17 protein-coding genes are annotated in these 14,018 nt (G+C 49.8%); 4 read left to right on the top strand and 13 right to left on the bottom strand.

Translation table 11 applies throughout. The annotated features are described in order from the left end of the window. Positions 1-81: 81 nt before the first annotated feature. The 8 genes from ACAN56_RS19345 to ACAN56_RS19310 all read right to left on the bottom strand — a co-directional run bounded on the left by ACAN56_RS19345 (position 82) and on the right by ACAN56_RS19310 (position 5,417). The gene (locus ACAN56_RS19345) at positions 82-465 is read right to left on the bottom strand and encodes a ribosomal maturation YjgA family protein (RefSeq protein WP_379145087.1); all 384 of its coding nucleotides are present in this window, start codon (positions 463-465) and stop codon (positions 82-84) included. Positions 466-489: 24 nt separating this feature from the next. Then, the gene (locus ACAN56_RS19340; protein ID WP_379145085.1) at positions 490-963 is read right to left on the bottom strand and encodes an NUDIX domain-containing protein; all 474 of its coding nucleotides are present in this window, start codon (positions 961-963) and stop codon (positions 490-492) included. A 38-nt stretch (positions 964-1,001) separates the two neighbouring features. After that, positions 1,002-1,463 carry a hypothetical protein gene (locus ACAN56_RS19335; protein WP_379145083.1) on the bottom strand — a complete coding sequence of 154 codons (462 nt, stop codon included), beginning with the start codon at positions 1,461-1,463 and terminating at the stop codon, positions 1,002-1,004. A gap of 158 nt (positions 1,464-1,621) precedes the next feature. Beyond that, complete coding sequence (locus tag ACAN56_RS19330) at positions 1,622-2,191, bottom strand: putative ABC transporter permease (protein WP_341378256.1); 570 nt, start codon at positions 2,189-2,191, stop codon at positions 1,622-1,624. 145 nt (positions 2,192-2,336) lie between these two features. Then, positions 2,337-2,531 (bottom strand): hypothetical protein, encoded by a 195-nt coding sequence (locus tag ACAN56_RS19325; protein WP_038590093.1) that lies wholly within the window; start codon positions 2,529-2,531, stop codon positions 2,337-2,339. A gap of 55 nt (positions 2,532-2,586) precedes the next feature. Further along, complete coding sequence (locus tag ACAN56_RS19320; RefSeq protein ID WP_379145080.1) at positions 2,587-3,360, bottom strand: NAD-dependent epimerase/dehydratase family protein; 774 nt, start codon at positions 3,358-3,360, stop codon at positions 2,587-2,589. Between the two features lie 269 nt (positions 3,361-3,629). Further along, positions 3,630-4,733: a Gfo/Idh/MocA family protein gene (locus ACAN56_RS19315; RefSeq protein WP_379145077.1), complete on the bottom strand. Its 1,104-nt coding sequence runs from the start codon at positions 4,731-4,733 to the stop codon at positions 3,630-3,632. Positions 4,734-4,757: 24 nt separating this feature from the next. After that, the gene (locus ACAN56_RS19310) at positions 4,758-5,417 is read right to left on the bottom strand and encodes a ThuA domain-containing protein (protein ID WP_038590084.1); all 660 of its coding nucleotides are present in this window, start codon (positions 5,415-5,417) and stop codon (positions 4,758-4,760) included. Positions 5,418-5,573: 156 nt separating this feature from the next. Between ACAN56_RS19310 and ACAN56_RS19305 the strand changes: the two genes are divergently transcribed. From ACAN56_RS19305 to ACAN56_RS19295, 3 genes are all read left to right on the top strand, one after another. Then, positions 5,574-6,407, top strand: coding sequence for an AraC family transcriptional regulator (locus ACAN56_RS19305; RefSeq protein ID WP_038590081.1), 834 nt, complete (start codon positions 5,574-5,576; stop codon positions 6,405-6,407). A 147-nt stretch (positions 6,408-6,554) separates the two neighbouring features. Further along, complete coding sequence (locus ACAN56_RS19300) at positions 6,555-7,586, top strand: ROK family protein (RefSeq protein WP_379145074.1); 1,032 nt, start codon at positions 6,555-6,557, stop codon at positions 7,584-7,586. 87 nt (positions 7,587-7,673) lie between these two features. After that, positions 7,674-8,873, top strand: coding sequence for an MFS transporter (locus ACAN56_RS19295; RefSeq protein ID WP_379145169.1), 1,200 nt, complete (start codon positions 7,674-7,676; stop codon positions 8,871-8,873). 199 nt (positions 8,874-9,072) lie between these two features. Here ACAN56_RS19295 and ACAN56_RS19290 read toward each other — a convergent pair whose 3' ends face one another. Then, positions 9,073-9,246 carry a hypothetical protein gene (locus ACAN56_RS19290; protein ID WP_379145072.1) on the bottom strand — a complete coding sequence of 58 codons (174 nt, stop codon included), beginning with the start codon at positions 9,244-9,246 and terminating at the stop codon, positions 9,073-9,075. Between the two features lie 100 nt (positions 9,247-9,346). Further along, a complete protein-coding gene (locus ACAN56_RS19285) occupies positions 9,347-10,249 on the bottom strand; it encodes an ArsR/SmtB family transcription factor (RefSeq protein WP_038590078.1) in 903 nt (300 codons plus the stop codon). Between the two features lie 154 nt (positions 10,250-10,403). Here ACAN56_RS19285 and arfA point away from each other — a divergent pair, with 154 nt between their 5' ends. After that, positions 10,404-11,912 (top strand): arabinosylfuranosidase ArfA, encoded by a 1,509-nt coding sequence (gene arfA / locus ACAN56_RS19280; RefSeq protein WP_379145068.1) that lies wholly within the window; start codon positions 10,404-10,406, stop codon positions 11,910-11,912. Positions 11,913-11,922: 10 nt separating this feature from the next. Here the strand turns inward: arfA and ACAN56_RS19275 are convergent, their stop codons facing one another. The 3 genes from ACAN56_RS19275 to ACAN56_RS19265 form a co-directional block, all read right to left on the bottom strand. After that, the gene (locus ACAN56_RS19275) at positions 11,923-12,612 is read right to left on the bottom strand and encodes an LrgB family protein (RefSeq protein WP_379145064.1); all 690 of its coding nucleotides are present in this window, start codon (positions 12,610-12,612) and stop codon (positions 11,923-11,925) included. Continuing rightward, positions 12,609-13,025, bottom strand: coding sequence for a CidA/LrgA family protein (locus ACAN56_RS19270; RefSeq protein ID WP_038590069.1), 417 nt, complete (start codon positions 13,023-13,025; stop codon positions 12,609-12,611). The genes ACAN56_RS19275 and ACAN56_RS19270 overlap by 4 nt, the downstream gene beginning before the upstream one ends. 239 nt (positions 13,026-13,264) lie before the next feature. Continuing rightward, on the bottom strand, positions 13,265-13,945 hold the full coding sequence (locus tag ACAN56_RS19265; protein ID WP_379145057.1) for an NAD(P)H-dependent oxidoreductase: 681 nt from the start codon (positions 13,943-13,945) through the stop codon (positions 13,265-13,267). Between the last annotated feature and the right edge of the window lie 73 nt (positions 13,946-14,018).

The following is a 14,018-nucleotide window of genomic DNA, read 5'->3' as shown; positions in this document are numbered from 1 at the left end:
AATGTTGAAACACACAAGAATACAGAGTATTCCCCCCTTCAGAAACACATGCGTTAACGTTCTCTACCCTATCCTTTCCTATTAGCACGAATTCTTGCGAAACCAAAGGTCCCCCACATAAGAGAACAAAATCCCTGCTGAATATCTGATCAAATCAATCAAGAGGAAACCTTTGCCGAGAATTAATCCTCCCAATAAAGTGGCACGCAGCTCATTGATCCATACTTCTTGGTAGAGCTGGCTAAACTCGATGCCAAAGCTGAAGCCGAAACTCAGCACTACCGATATCCACCGTTGTTGCCGGGTAAGCAATACGCGAAAGGCAAAGTAAATCATGGCCGCCCACAGCGCATCTCCAAAATGCTTGGAGATAAACAGCGGCAGCTGGTCTGCAAATGCTCTGGAACCGAATCCGAGCACCATCATCAATAGCATAGCGATGCTGTAAGCAAATTTTTCTCTCATGTTGTCCCTTTCCGGATCCCCGTTCTATTCAAATATCGCATGCCCGTTACCGGAATCCTGCATAAAAATCTCCCGGGGGTAAGGGATGGCAATTTCGGGCAGCTCCTGTTCCTTGAAAAATTTAAATTCTTCCGCCTCTCCGTCCATGCTTCTCGGCGTGCCTTTGACGATCGAGCATTCAAACACTATTACCGAATACTCAATCATGTCCCCATTACTGTACTGGTATGCATACTTTTCGCCGCCGAATACCCCAATGATCCGACCGGGTGTCACCATCAGCCCCGTCTCTTCAAAGACCTCTCTGCGCAGCGCCCTGGATGGAGTTTCACCCGGTTCAACCGCTCCGGCAGGCAAGCCCCACAACTGCTCTTTTCCTTTACGAATAAAGAGAATCTCCTCGTCGTCATTTCTGATTACTGCCGCTACAGATGGCACCATCAGCAGCCCGGAGCCTGTCTTCTCACGCAAAGCACGGTAGTATTCCGAGATTGGCATGTTCATTTCCCCCTTTATGTAACCTTGCCAGAGTAAGTCTACAGCTCATCCTTGCGGAAGGAAATAATGTTGATCTTCTCTTCCTTGGGATAGCCGCTGCACTCTGACAAATTTACTCTGTAAAAATCAGTGGTATTCTCAAGCCCGATCGCCTTGCATACATATTCGGTCTTCCCTGTGGCGGAGCTCATGCTGTCCCGTGTATTGTCCAGTGTCCAGTGCAGCTCCCGCCCATCATTATAGACATCATGGATAAATGGCCCGCTGTCTATCCCCCAATTCAGCAGAGTAAGATTGTCACCCTTGCCATCCTCAAACCGCTGAATCATTTCTTTGATCCTGTCCAAATCCATCTGGTCAAAATGTGTAATCAAATTCGGCTGATCGTTTGACCTGGACGGCCGCTCAATGAAATCAAGGATTAATAGAGTTGCCAACACAGCGATTATGACTGCTTCCAAAAGCATAATAGTTCTACTGTATTTCATGATCCCTTTCATAATTCCTCCTGTCAGGATGTAATTTCATCATCCTCTATCTCTATATTTGACACCACTGCCAGAGATTCCTTGTCTGAAAACACAAGAAAGAAACGGCTTGACCTTCCCGATAGGGAAGATAGCCGTTTCTGAGAGAAACATGATTCAAACGTTCATTTCTAACCTTCCCCGAGTTCCAGCCCCTTCAACCCACGCCGCCGGACCCGGCAAGTCCAAAGTAAATCAGCAAGAAACAACAGGGCAGCCATCGGCAGCACCATTCCCCATAACGGTTCAATGACCGTGTACAATCCTTCCATCACCGGCTGGAGGAGGTAAATGCATGCTGTAGCCAGCCCCCACCAGTATAAGGAGAACTTCAGGCAGATATGCCCGTGCAGCTGGTACGGCAGCTCCTTATAATCCCACCATTGCCTGTGAAAAGCCGCTTTCAGCAGCCACCCGCTTGCATACTCCACTGCTGAAGGAATGATCAGCGCAAGCACAAGCAATAGCGGAACCGGCAGCTGTAAATCCTTGGCGGCCAGCAGGAGCAGCGGAGCACAGCCATACATCGGCTTAAAAGGCCCCTTCAGAAACCCCTCTTTACGAAAGGTTCCCTGACTATAGAGATTGTACGATCCTTCCAGCACCCAGCCCAGAAAGGAATAGACCATAAAGTAAAAGAAATATTCTCCTGCAACTGCAACAGCTGCATAGCTGTCCAGCGGTAACACCGGTGTAATCACGATCTGTTCCGCCCCCTGCCTGTGAGGATTACCACACATATATTCGGGAGCTAGTATGCCATTCTGGAACTGTTGTTATGCAAAAAAACATAACCCTCGCGGGTTATGTCCAGAAACCAAAATATGAGCCCGGCGCTCCGCCGGTTTATTCTTTAAGATTCTTAACATGCTGTTCCTTGAGCATTGGTGTCAGCGACTCGCCATCCGTCTGTCTTCTTAGTGTCTCCAGCTTCATATCGCTGCGTACACCAAAGTCCGAACCGTACTTTTTCTCAAGGTTGCCTGCCTGCGCTTCCCCGCGTTTCTGCCGATACCGGCCGTTCTCGTTCCGACTACGCATTTCATTTCCTCCCCGCAATTGAAATTGCTTGAGACCCTAGAAATCTGCGATGATCTTACGTCACCCCTCCCTGATATTCTGTTTCATCCTGACGTACATTCCTGCCTTCTGCCTTGGCCTGTTCAAGCAGCTCCGCCGCATCATCCTGAGGCTTATATCCGATCAGTTCCTCCAGATACCCGATGGTATAATAGTTGTCAGTATTCGCAGAGGTCCCATACAGATTCAAATATTTCAGTTCCTCATCCGCCTCAATGCAGCATTCTACTAATTGCAGCAAATCGCGTTCAGATATCCAGATATGTCCTGCCCGTTCCGAATGGGGGCGGTCGTCCCCGGGGAAGTTGCCGATCCTGATATTCAACGAAGAGATTTTGCCTTGGTCTGAGTATAGGCGGCCGAGCAGCTCGATATAACATTTGCTTAACCCGTAAAAGCTGTCCGGCCGGTAAGGGGCGCTTGGACCCGTTTTCTCATCGGTCTTGTAATATCCGGTCGCATGATTGGAGCTGGCGAATACAATGCGCCGCACACCGTTCTGTACAGCCGCCTCAAATAATTTGTAAGCACTCCCTACATTCCCTTGAAGCACCTTACCCAGGAAATCATCATTATCCTTAATCCAGGCAAAATGGAGTACCGTATCGACACCCTTGGTAAGCTCTGCCAGCCGGGCTTCATCCGCGATATCCATCTGAATGATCCCTTGCTCTTCGTCCGCTTGAATATCCGCTCCTACAACATCATATCTGCCGCTTTCTTTCAGCCCCTTGAAGAGTGCATTGCCAATTCTTCCAGCCGCTCCTGTTAGCAAGAGTTTGCGTTTCATTAATTACAAGCCCCTTTCCAGCCTACTATCCTATGCATTATTAACCGCTGGAGAGGAAATGATTACAAATAACTCAAATTTGCGGGCTGGTTAGACCCGTTTTCAGGTAGCGGCGAGCCGTTTGAATGCCAACAGCACTGTTACAACACATAAAAGCAATGCCCGTTCCCGGAAGTACCGGAAACGGGCCGCTGCTTTTTGAGAAAACAAGAATTATTATGCATCGGGCAATAAATTATCCTTATCTTTCTTCTCGTTTTGTATATTTGCTACTCCAGATACCCTTTAACCAAACCCAGCGGCAGCAGCTTCGGCTGCTCGCAGCTGGTGGACAGCTCCGCATAGCGCTTGGTATCGGAGCTTGTATGGAACGCATGCATCATTTCAAGCACATGATTGGCCAGCTCGCCGTTTGCGCGCGGGGTGTCTCCTGTCCCGATGCAGCGGGCCATATCCGCCACGCCAATGCCTCTGCTGTTCCCGGCATAATTGTAGATCAGCGGAATCTCCTGGAACTCCGTGCTGTGAGCCGGACGCAGCAGGATCGGACCGCCGAAGGTGTTAGGGTCCGGTACGATCAATGTACCTTGCGATCCGTAGATTTCGATCCGCGGCAATGTGCTGTGCCAGACATCGAAGCTGGTAATCATCGTTGCCACGGCGCCGCTGACGAACTCAATGGTTCCGGCAACATGTGTAGGTACTTCTACATCAACCACTTTGCCGAACTTCTTCTCACTGGTAATCGTCCGTGTAGGAAAAGAGGTTTTGGTGATGCCGCATACCGTTTTGGCCGGGCCAAGCAAAGATACCAGAGCTGTAAGATAATACGGTCCCATATCAAACATTGGGCCGCCTCCGGCCTGATAGTAGAATTCAGGGTCCGGATGCCAGCTCTCATGACCATGGCAGAGCATGAAGGCCGTTGCTGCTACCGGCTCTCCGATATAGCCGTCCGCAATCAGCTTGGCGCAGGTTTGCAGACCGCCTCCGAGGAAGGTATCCGGCGCGCAGCCGATGAACAGATTCTTTTCCTGTGCCAGCCGGACAAGCTCTGTTCCATTCTCAAGTGTTAGCGACAGCGGCTTCTCGACGTACACATGCTTACCGGCTAATAAAGCTTGCTTACACACATCGAAATGAAAATTAGGCGTGGTCAGATTAACGACAATCTCAATCTCATCCGAAGCAAGCAATACCTCTGTCGTCCATACATGAGGAACTCCGTATTTCTCCGCTGCCTGCTGTGCCCGCCCCAGATCCAGATCAGAACAGGCATAGACCTCCGTGTTCACAAAAGTTCCGGTCAAATTCTCAAAATAAATGCCGCTGATATTCCCGCAGCCGACGATGCCCACCTTCACTTTACGCACAATGATTCTCCCCTTATCACGGTTTTAGTTAGCAGCCCACAAAAAGCCTTTACGCATCAGTTCCTTGGCTTCCGGAATATCAAAAACATCCGCATGATGTCCAAGTGAATTATAGAATACCTTGCCCTTGCCCCATTTCTTCGTGTATACCACTGGCATGGTGATGACCCCGTTCGCCGAATGCTCCCCTTCGCTCAGCACAAAAGTAGTTGTAGCCAGTACATCTACCGCTGGATCTACATGCAGATAATACTGTTCTGACTTCACCATGAAATCCGGGATGCCTTCCACAATCGGACTGGAGCCGGATCTCACAATATTCACTTCATAATCCACTCCATCGTTGAAGGGATGTGCCACCCACTGCGATCCGGTCAAAAATTGCCATTCTGTATTATTACGGAAGGAATCGCACATCCCGCCATGACAACCGGCAATGCCTACCCCGGAAGCCACAGCTGCAAGAACTGAAGACACCTGTTCACCCGCGATTTCACCCATTGTCCACACCGGCACAATCAGACTTAATTCCTTAAGCGCCTCGGCGTTATTGAAGCTATCCAGCGTATCCGATACCTCAACCTCAAACCCTTCGGCCTCCAGAATGCCGGCAAAAATCGCTGCAACCTCATTCGGTTCATGACCATCCCATCCGCCTTTTACAATCAATGCTTTCTTCGCCATATCAAGTTCTCCTTTTTGTCCTGGAATCAATAACCGTGTCTACCTGAAGAAATTGTAATCCAAAAGGGTACCGGCTGCTCGCCATTTTGCTTGAATGACTGGTCATTTTTTGCTAAGTTTATGTGTAAATAGCGGAAGATCAGAACAGGAGAAATTATGAGAGCTTTTCACGAAAACCGAACGTATGGATCAGCTTTTCCCTTCACTGCATTTGTGAGTGCAAATATAGATTTTCTGGCCCACTGGCATAATGATCTGGAGATTATCTATGTACTGGAGGGTTCGATCCGGATGGGGATCAACTCGGAAACACGGGTACTTCTGGCTGGCGATCTGGCCGTTTGCAGCAGCGGAGATATTCACTACTATGACAGCAAGGACAACAAATCCAAGCTTATCTTTGTTATCTTTAACCCTTCACTGATCGGGTTTCCTGCAGGCTGGCCCCTGAATATGCGGCTCACTTCCCCTTTTAGGGAGAACCGTCCAGCCACACCGGAAGATGAGGTCATTAACAGCCGCCTGTCCGCGATCATGCAGGAACTGCTGCAGGAACATGTTCAGAAGCTTCCGCATCATGAACAGCTTATGATCGGCTTGCTGCACGAGCTGTGCGCATTGATTCTACGGAATATGCCTCTGGACATAGTCAATCCTCATAAGGATAAGCGGCGTATTACGAATATGAAGATCATGCAGGAGGTCCTTGAATACCTCGACGTCAATTACATGCATCCCATCACACTTGCCGACGCAGCACGTCACGCCAATATGAGCCTGTTCTATTTCTCCCGTTTCTTCAAAAGCATCTCGGGCATGAGTTACATCGCGTACCTCAATAGTATCCGGGTCAATCAGGCAGAACGGCTGCTGCTCAGCACGGACAAAAGCATTCTGGATATCGCGCTGGAATGCGGTTTCTCCAATATCCGTACCTTCAACCGTGTATTTAAACAGGTCAAGCTGCGGACACCGAGCGAACTGCGTTAGCGCTGCGTTACATCGCTATCCTCATGTTTTCAAGTTCAATCCATATAATAATGTCTTGCTTCTTCGCAGAATAGTAACTACAATACACTTGTTAAAACTCTTTTAAAAAATAGCATGATAATCAATATCCCGAAGGAGGGTTCCTAGATGTCACAACCATCCCACAACACACAGCTGGTGAAGAAAATAAATGTTGAATTGGTTAAAAACATGCTGCGCACGTCCGGCACAGGCACGAAAGCATCCATTGCAGAGCAGACCAGATTGAGCGTGGCCACATGCGGCACGATCTTGAATGAACTGGTCCAGACCGGTGAAATCCTGGAACTTGGATGGGAGGAATCCAGCGGCGGCAGACCGGCGAGAAAATATCAGTTCAACGCGGATTATTCCTTCATGATCTGTATGATCGTGCGTTCCGAGGGCGGCGTTCAATCCATTTCCTATGTGCTCGCGAATCTAAACGGTGAAGTGATCGAGGAGACCGCTAAGGTATTCGATCAGATTACTCTGGGCACCCTCGAAGACTGGCTGGATCAGATCATAGAGGCTCATCCGAATGTGCAGGCGATTGGCATCGGCATACCGGGGGTAGTTCAGCATGACCGTATTGGTATATGTGATGTGCCGGCGCTGGCAGATCAGACCCTCGGTGTCCTTCTGAAGGAACGTTATGAAGAGGTAGAAATCATCATTGAGAATGATATGAATCTGACGGTTTACGGCTTGTATCAGAAGCTGTTCCTGGATGAAGAGAGTCATTTTGCCGTGCTGACTTTCCCTAAGAACCATTTCCCCGGAGCCGGCTTCATGGTGAATGGACGTTTGCTTAACGGAAACAGCTATTTCAGCGGTGAGGTGTCATACCTGCCTTACGGCATTTCCAGAGAGGAGCAGCTGCGGCTGGTCCAGGGTTCCGGGGACCCCGGCAGGCTGGCAATTCATGCACTGGTATCTATTATCAGCATTATCAATCCTGCTACGATCGTGATCACCGGTGACAATATATCGCCAGGGATGCTGGATGATCTGCGCAGCGGCTGCCAGGAGATCATTCCGCCCGAGCATATGCCTGAGCTGATCATCCAGAACGACACCCGGCAGGAATACATGACTGGACTGATTACAACAACCATGGAAAGCCTGACCTACCGGTTCCAGCTGGTTGAACGGAAATAAAATACGCATCATCTCAAACTCAGGAGGCTATTTAATGTGAAGGCTCAAGCAAGCAATTCCAAGAGCAAACCTAACACTATCTATATCATGCAGCTCGTAACCATCTTTCTAGGCTTTGTTGTATTCGGGATCTCGGAAAATATTAAAGGCCCGGCGATTCCGCGGATTCAATTTGATTTCAACCTGGATGAGCAACAACTCGGTACGCTGCTCTCCCTGAATGCGTTAGGCTATCTGATCGCCTGTTCTTTCACGGCTATTCTCGTCCGCAAATGGGGCATCAAGGCGGTCAGCATTATTGCATTCGCCTCGATGGTCATCTCGGGTGTGTTGATCTTTCTGTCGCATACCTATCCGCTGTTTGCTTCCTCTTACTTTCTAATGTACATCGGGAACGGGATGCTGGAGATTGGGCTGGCGATTCTGGGGGCACGCATTTTTGTAAAAAATACGGGGATGATGATGAATTTATCCCACTTCTTCTATGGGCTGAGTTCGACCGTAGCGCCGCTGCTGGCTACAGGAGTGATGTCGTTAAGTGTGTTTGGACATCTGCTGGACTGGCGGGGGATGTACCTGGTCATGTTGTCGCTCTGTCTGCTGCCGATTCTGTCCGCACTGCGCAGCACCTTTCCCGGCGATGAACTGCCACACGAGGACCGCACTTCCTTCCGGACCCTGATGCATGATCCTGCGCTCTGGATAATGGTCATGATCCTGTCCTTTGGCGTCGTTTCCGAATTGGCAGTAGGCGGCTGGCTGGTTAACTTTCTGGAGAAAGCGTATGCCTGGGATACCGCCCAGGCCGCCGGCATGCTGTCGGCATTCTTCCTGTTGTTCTCACTCGGACGACTCTTGCTCGGTCCGCTGACCGACCGTATCGGATTTGTGCTCTCCCTGATTATATTCTCATGCTTCTCGGCAGTATGTACCTTCATAGCTCTGGCTGGCGGGGAGAGCCTTGCATTTCTGTTCGCTTTATCGGGGGCAGGAATCGCCATCATCTATCCTACTGTTATGGCCTTTATTGCGCGCCGCTACCCCAATGGAAGTGATATAGCCATTACCTTTGTTGTGACCTTAATGGGCCTCGGAAGTGTTGTGGGAAACTACCTGATCGGCTGGGTAATTGAAACCGTTAAAGCTATGTATGGCAGTACAACAGAGCTTGGCCTGCTTCGTGGTCTGCAGGCGGGATATGGTTTCATCGGATTATGCGCTGCGGTCTGCTCCGTGTCGGCAATTGTGCTGTATCTATATTTGAAGCGGAGACAGGAACTGATTTAACGGATTTACATAGTTCGTAAAAACAGCAAAACAGCGGTTCTCCGATAGCAGAAGAACCGCTGTTTTGTGCTGTGTTTTTCATCGCGAACGGTCCGTGGCGTCTTCAAAATCATGCCTCACCGCAATCAGCTGTATAATTTCCCAAGCTAAAAAACAGACTATCCCCGAAAGGATAGTCTGCTTTGGCAGTTCACTTGGATTAATTTTTGGGAAGCGGGTCTGGATGAGCCGATTCTGCAGGTTTAGCCACCCAGTCATCAGCCTCCGGTTCAATATCGACGCCGTTCTCCATCTTTTTGCGCTCGGCGAGAGAATCACCGTCTTTGTTTTCTTTATTGCGGAGATCCGCTTCGTTTTGCGTTTGATCTGACATGTGAATTCCTCCTAGACTTTTTTGGGCCACATAGTTATAGTTACCCGTTGACCTGGTTTGCAAACATTTTGCAGGATAGTCCTGTAATATTGCAGGTCGGCTATTCGTAATATACCCGGAAGACAATGTCCTGCTCATAATTCCCGAACCCGCGGCCAAACAGGGTTAAACCGCCCCGCCTTCGGGTGGTGTCCTCCGCAGTGAGCCGGAAGATCCAGTGATCCTGCTCCCAACCCGCATCATCAAGAGTGACCGCAGAGATCTGCTGCCCGTCCACATACGTACCGCCTTTATTAATCCTTAGTACCTTGAGCAGCCCATATTGGTTGACATCCGAGTTCCACCAGGCCGGAGTAAGGCGTCCTCTCATCACCCCGAAGTCACCGGGACTGGTCCATTTCCCCAGCTCCATACCATTCAAGGTAAAGCTGATGTCTGAAGGCCATTTCTCGTTCACATGCGGTGCCTCTGAGCCGATTTCCATGGAGATCTCGATCTCCTGAACCGTCTGGTCCATAAAAAGATAATTTGGAACCTTGTACTCGGCGTAACCTTTGGCGAACCATAAAATCCCCGCATCCACCCGTTCCGGATCGAGAAAATAACGCGGATCATCATAATACCCGATCAGCTTCTCCGTTGTGGCAATGCCGCAGGTCGGCGAAGCTTGCAGATCGGTATAATGGCCGACAGGCACCGACACCTCGACCACTTTTCTGGCGATACCCTTTGATCCCGACAGCTTAATCTGCAGGAAATTAGCCGACAGTGAACAGAACTTGTAGGTCCCTCCGTCAATTCTCTTCATTTGCGAACTTACAATTCCTGCCTTTTGGAGCTTGGCGACATGGGAGCTCACGATTGCACTGCTGAGATAAAGTCTGGCTGCCAGCTCTTTAATATGCATTTCCTGCGTGCCAAGCAGTTCAATAATCCGCAATCTGACCTCACTCGCCAGCGCTTCATAGACCTTAAGGGATTCTGAATCCGTTGTTAAATACATATCCTATCCTCCATTATCCGTAATTGAATTAACATTTTTATTAATCCTTAATATTTATATTGCTTAGTATAGCTTGACATACGTATTATGTAATCAGTTATTACTTTAAAGGATTAATATAATCATTAATCCTATACGAAGGAGCAGATAATTCATGACGATACAATCCTCAATGATTGTCGATAAGGATTTTAAGCTGGCTGAGGTGGACCCGCGGGTCTACGGTTCTTTCATTGAACATCTGGGACGGGCTGTCTATGGCGGTATTTACGAACCGGGACATCCAACGGCAGATGAGAACGGCTTCCGCGGAGATGCCCTGCAGGCCATCCGCACGCTCAATGTCCCGATTATCCGTTATCCCGGCGGAAATTTCGTCTCAGGCTACAACTGGGAAGATGGAGTTGGTCCCAAGGCTGAGCGTAAGCGCTCTCTTGAACTCGCCTGGTGGACGACCGAAACCAATCAAATGGGTACTAATGAATTCGCAGAGTGGGCTAAGCTGGCAGGTTCCGAAGTCATGATGGCCGTCAATCTCGGTACCCGCGGGATTGATGCGGCCAGAAATCTGGTCGAGTATTGCAATCATCCCTCCGGCTCTTACTGGAGTGATCTGCGGATCTCCCACGGTTATGCAGCCCCCCATGCCTTCAAAACCTGGTGTCTTGGCAATGAAATGGATGGTCCATGGCAGATCGGGGCCAAGACGGCAGTCGAATACGGGCGCCTAGCCAATGAAACAGCTAAAGCCATGCGCTGGGTGGATCCTTCGCTTGAGCTTGTCGCCTGCGGCAGCTCAGGCAGCGGGATGAACACCTTCGCTGAGTGGGAAGCTACTGTGCTGGATCTCACCTATGATAATGTGGATTTCTTGTCTTTGCATACGTACTACAATAACAATGAAGACGATACCCCTAATTTCCTGGCCCGCTCCCTGGATATGGACCAGTTTATCGACAGTGTAGCCGCTGTATGCGATTATATCAAGGCCAAGAAAAAGAGCAGGAAAAAGATTTATCTCTCCATGGATGAATGGAATGTGTGGAAGTCCCAGGGTTCAAGCCGCGCCGAGCAGCATTGGCAGGTCGCCCCGCCGGAATTCGAGGATGTGTACACGCTGGAGGATGCGCTTGTTGTGGGCTGCTGTCTAATCTCGCTGCTGAAGCACGCGGACCGCGTGAAGATGGCCTGCATTGCCCAGCTTATTAATGTCATTGCACCAATTATGACCGAAAACGGCGGCCCGCTCTGGCAGCAGACCACGTACTACCCTTATATGCATGCTTCTGTCTATGGCCGCGGGACTGTTTTGCACCCGCTCATTTCCAGTCCGAAATATGATTCCAAGGATTTCACCGATGTTCCCTATCTGGAAGCGATCAGTGTATACAACGAAGAGCTGAACGAGGTAACTGTGTTTGCCGTTAACCGCCATCTGGCAGAAGGCTTGGAGCTAGCTGTGGACCTGCGCAGCTTCGGGGCTGTTACCGTGCTCCAGCATACCGTACTGGAACATGAGGATATTCATGCAACGAACACCCGAAGCAACCCGGGGACAGTCCTGCCGCATGACCGCGGCACTGCCACGGCAGACGGCGGACGCGTAAGCGCCCTGCTTCCTAAGGCGTCCTGGAATGTGATCCGGCTGCAGGTGAACGGCTAGGCCAGAGGTATTAATGATACATGATCCAGGCCACAAGCGGTCCGATAATGGAGCCGACGATTGCGCACACCGTCATCGCTACGGAACTCATGGAGACGGACTGCTCGCCGTATTCCAAGGCTTTTGCCGTACCAAGTGCATGTGAAGCCGTGCCCAGACCGATCCCGATGCCGGACTCGCCCCGGATGCGGAACAGCTTGATGATGTAAGGACCGCCGATGGCTCCGGTGAATCCGGCAATCATCACAAATACAGAAGTCAGCGAAGAATCTCCGCCCAGATTGCTGGAAATTTGAATCGCTACAGCGGTCGTAATCGATTTCGGCAGGACTGAAAGAACATATAATTTGGAAAATCCCATTCCTGCCGCCATCAGCAGGCCGCTGAACATCCCGACCAGAAGTCCGGTTACCGTACCCCCGAGCACTGCGGGGAGGTTCTGCCACAACACATGACGCTGTTTGTACAACGGGAAAGCGAGAGAGACAACTGCAGGTCCAAGCAGCTTGTTGATCCACTCACCGCCAATCATATAAGTGTCGTAGGAAATATGAAAGCCCATCAGCAGCACAACCACTGTAAAGGTTGCCGTCAGGGCCGGCAGGAGTACGGGGAAACGATAACGTTTGTAAAGCATGGACATCAGAAGATAAATTCCCACATTAAGCAGGACAAAACCAACTGCGAGCAACAATCTCATGCTTCCTTCCCCTTCTCTCTAAGGCTTCCAGTGCGGTAGCTGTTTCTGCTTCTGCGTCTGGCGCTGCGGCCGGTGAACCACTGGCTGGAATGGGCCGTTACGACCATGGTCAGCACACTGCTCACCACGAGAATGGCAATCAGCAAGAGTCCTCTGCCGCTGAAAATATCGAGGTGGTTCATAATCCCGGCAGTCGCCGGAATGAAGAACATCGGAAGATAGGCCAGAATAAAGGAGGAGCCATTCTCAATCAGCTTGAGCGGCACGATTTTGCAGAGCAGCAATATAAACAGAAGCAGAAGCCCGACAATACTGCCCGGAACCGGGAGATGCAGCAGCTTTTGCAGATAGTCTCCGGCCAGATAGAACGCGTACAATATTCCGACCTCGGCAATAATGCGGATGATTTTCATGATGCAGGAATCCCTTCAGTCTTAAAATGAATATCCTATGTAAAAATACTGACTATATTAGAGTAGCAGAACTTTCAGTAAATTTTCAATTATTTTTCGAAGCTTCTATGTATTTTCATGCGTGTAGATCAAAATAAATCCTTATATCCTAAAAAGAAACCTCTCCATAGCGGGATCGTGTTCTCACACTGCCCGCTCACATGGAGAGGTTTCTTCTATTTACATTACACCTCTTTACATTACACCCACTGAATCACTTGCCCGACAGTTTGCCGAGTTTTCCCGCGCGGCTCATTGATCCGGTAACCAAAGGCCACCATACAGGATATCCCAAAATGCGCAGGGTCCATAATACCTTCAGCAGCCAGTACCTCTTCAAGCTTCGCCTTGTCGAAGCCTTCTATCGGGCAGGAATCGATGCCAATCATCGCCGCAGCGGTCATCATATTGCCGAGAGCCAAATACGTCTGGCGGGCCCCCCACTCGAACATGGCCCGTTCATTGTCTTTCAGACCAAAGTCGACTTTCAAGAAAGTATCGTAAGTCTGCTGCTTACCTTCAGCAGCTTCGGGCGGCAGGTTCTGCACCTGTTCCATCATATGCCGGATATGATCCGATCCGGCGGCCATATCTCCGGGTTGTCTGGACAAGATCAGCACAAAATGGCTGGCGGTTGGCAATTGTCCTTGGGCGCCCCAGGCAAAGGGGCGCAGCTTCTCGCGGATTTCCGGGTTCTGCACCACAACAAACCGCCAGGGCTCAAACCCGAAGGAGCTTGGAGACAACCGTCCCGTCTCCAGAATAAACTGAAAATCATCCTCGCTGATTTTCCGGCTGCTGTCAAACACTTTCGTTGCATGTCTGAATTCAAAGGCGGATAGGATTTCATGCTTGGCCGCTGCTGTCGCGCTGGCTTCCATCTTACATACTCCCTTTCTATAAATGGACGAGTTTAGTTTGACTGATTTGGCTTACAAGCATAATATTAAAGTA

Source organism: Paenibacillus paludis (assembly GCF_042610515.1).
In the GTDB taxonomy this organism is placed as follows: Bacteria; Bacillota; Bacilli; order Paenibacillales; family Paenibacillaceae; genus Paenibacillus_AQ.
The sequence above is the reverse complement of the archived record's forward strand: the minus strand, read 5'-3'. Positions and strand labels throughout refer to the sequence as shown.

Excerpts from the sequence above, each read along its gene's own strand:
- ACAN56_RS19345 (WP_379145087.1), bottom strand. The coding sequence starts at position 465 with ATGAGAGAAAAATTTGCTTACAGCATCGCTATGCTATTGATGATGGTG.
- ACAN56_RS19340 (WP_379145085.1), bottom strand. The coding sequence starts at position 963 with ATGCCAATCTCGGAATACTACCGTGCTTTGCGTGAGAAGACAGGCTCC.
- ACAN56_RS19335 (WP_379145083.1), bottom strand. The coding sequence starts at position 1,463 with ATGAAAGGGATCATGAAATACAGTAGAACTATTATGCTTTTGGAAGCA.
- ACAN56_RS19325 (WP_038590093.1), bottom strand. The coding sequence starts at position 2,531 with ATGCGTAGTCGGAACGAGAACGGCCGGTATCGGCAGAAACGCGGGGAA.
- ACAN56_RS19320 (WP_379145080.1), bottom strand. The coding sequence starts at position 3,360 with ATGAAACGCAAACTCTTGCTAACAGGAGCGGCTGGAAGAATTGGCAAT.
- ACAN56_RS19310 (WP_038590084.1), bottom strand. The coding sequence starts at position 5,417 with ATGGCGAAGAAAGCATTGATTGTAAAAGGCGGATGGGATGGTCATGAA.
- ACAN56_RS19305 (WP_038590081.1), top strand. The coding sequence starts at position 5,574 with ATGAGAGCTTTTCACGAAAACCGAACGTATGGATCAGCTTTTCCCTTC.
- ACAN56_RS19300 (WP_379145074.1), top strand. The coding sequence starts at position 6,555 with ATGTCACAACCATCCCACAACACACAGCTGGTGAAGAAAATAAATGTT.
- ACAN56_RS19295 (WP_379145169.1), top strand. The coding sequence starts at position 7,674 with ATGCAGCTCGTAACCATCTTTCTAGGCTTTGTTGTATTCGGGATCTCG.
- ACAN56_RS19290 (WP_379145072.1), bottom strand. The coding sequence starts at position 9,246 with ATGTCAGATCAAACGCAAAACGAAGCGGATCTCCGCAATAAAGAAAAC.
- ACAN56_RS19285 (WP_038590078.1), bottom strand. The coding sequence starts at position 10,249 with ATGTATTTAACAACGGATTCAGAATCCCTTAAGGTCTATGAAGCGCTG.
- arfA (WP_379145068.1), top strand. The coding sequence starts at position 10,404 with ATGACGATACAATCCTCAATGATTGTCGATAAGGATTTTAAGCTGGCT.
- ACAN56_RS19275 (WP_379145064.1), bottom strand. The coding sequence starts at position 12,612 with ATGAGATTGTTGCTCGCAGTTGGTTTTGTCCTGCTTAATGTGGGAATT.
- ACAN56_RS19270 (WP_038590069.1), bottom strand. The coding sequence starts at position 13,025 with ATGAAAATCATCCGCATTATTGCCGAGGTCGGAATATTGTACGCGTTC.
- ACAN56_RS19265 (WP_379145057.1), bottom strand. The coding sequence starts at position 13,945 with ATGGAAGCCAGCGCGACAGCAGCGGCCAAGCATGAAATCCTATCCGCC.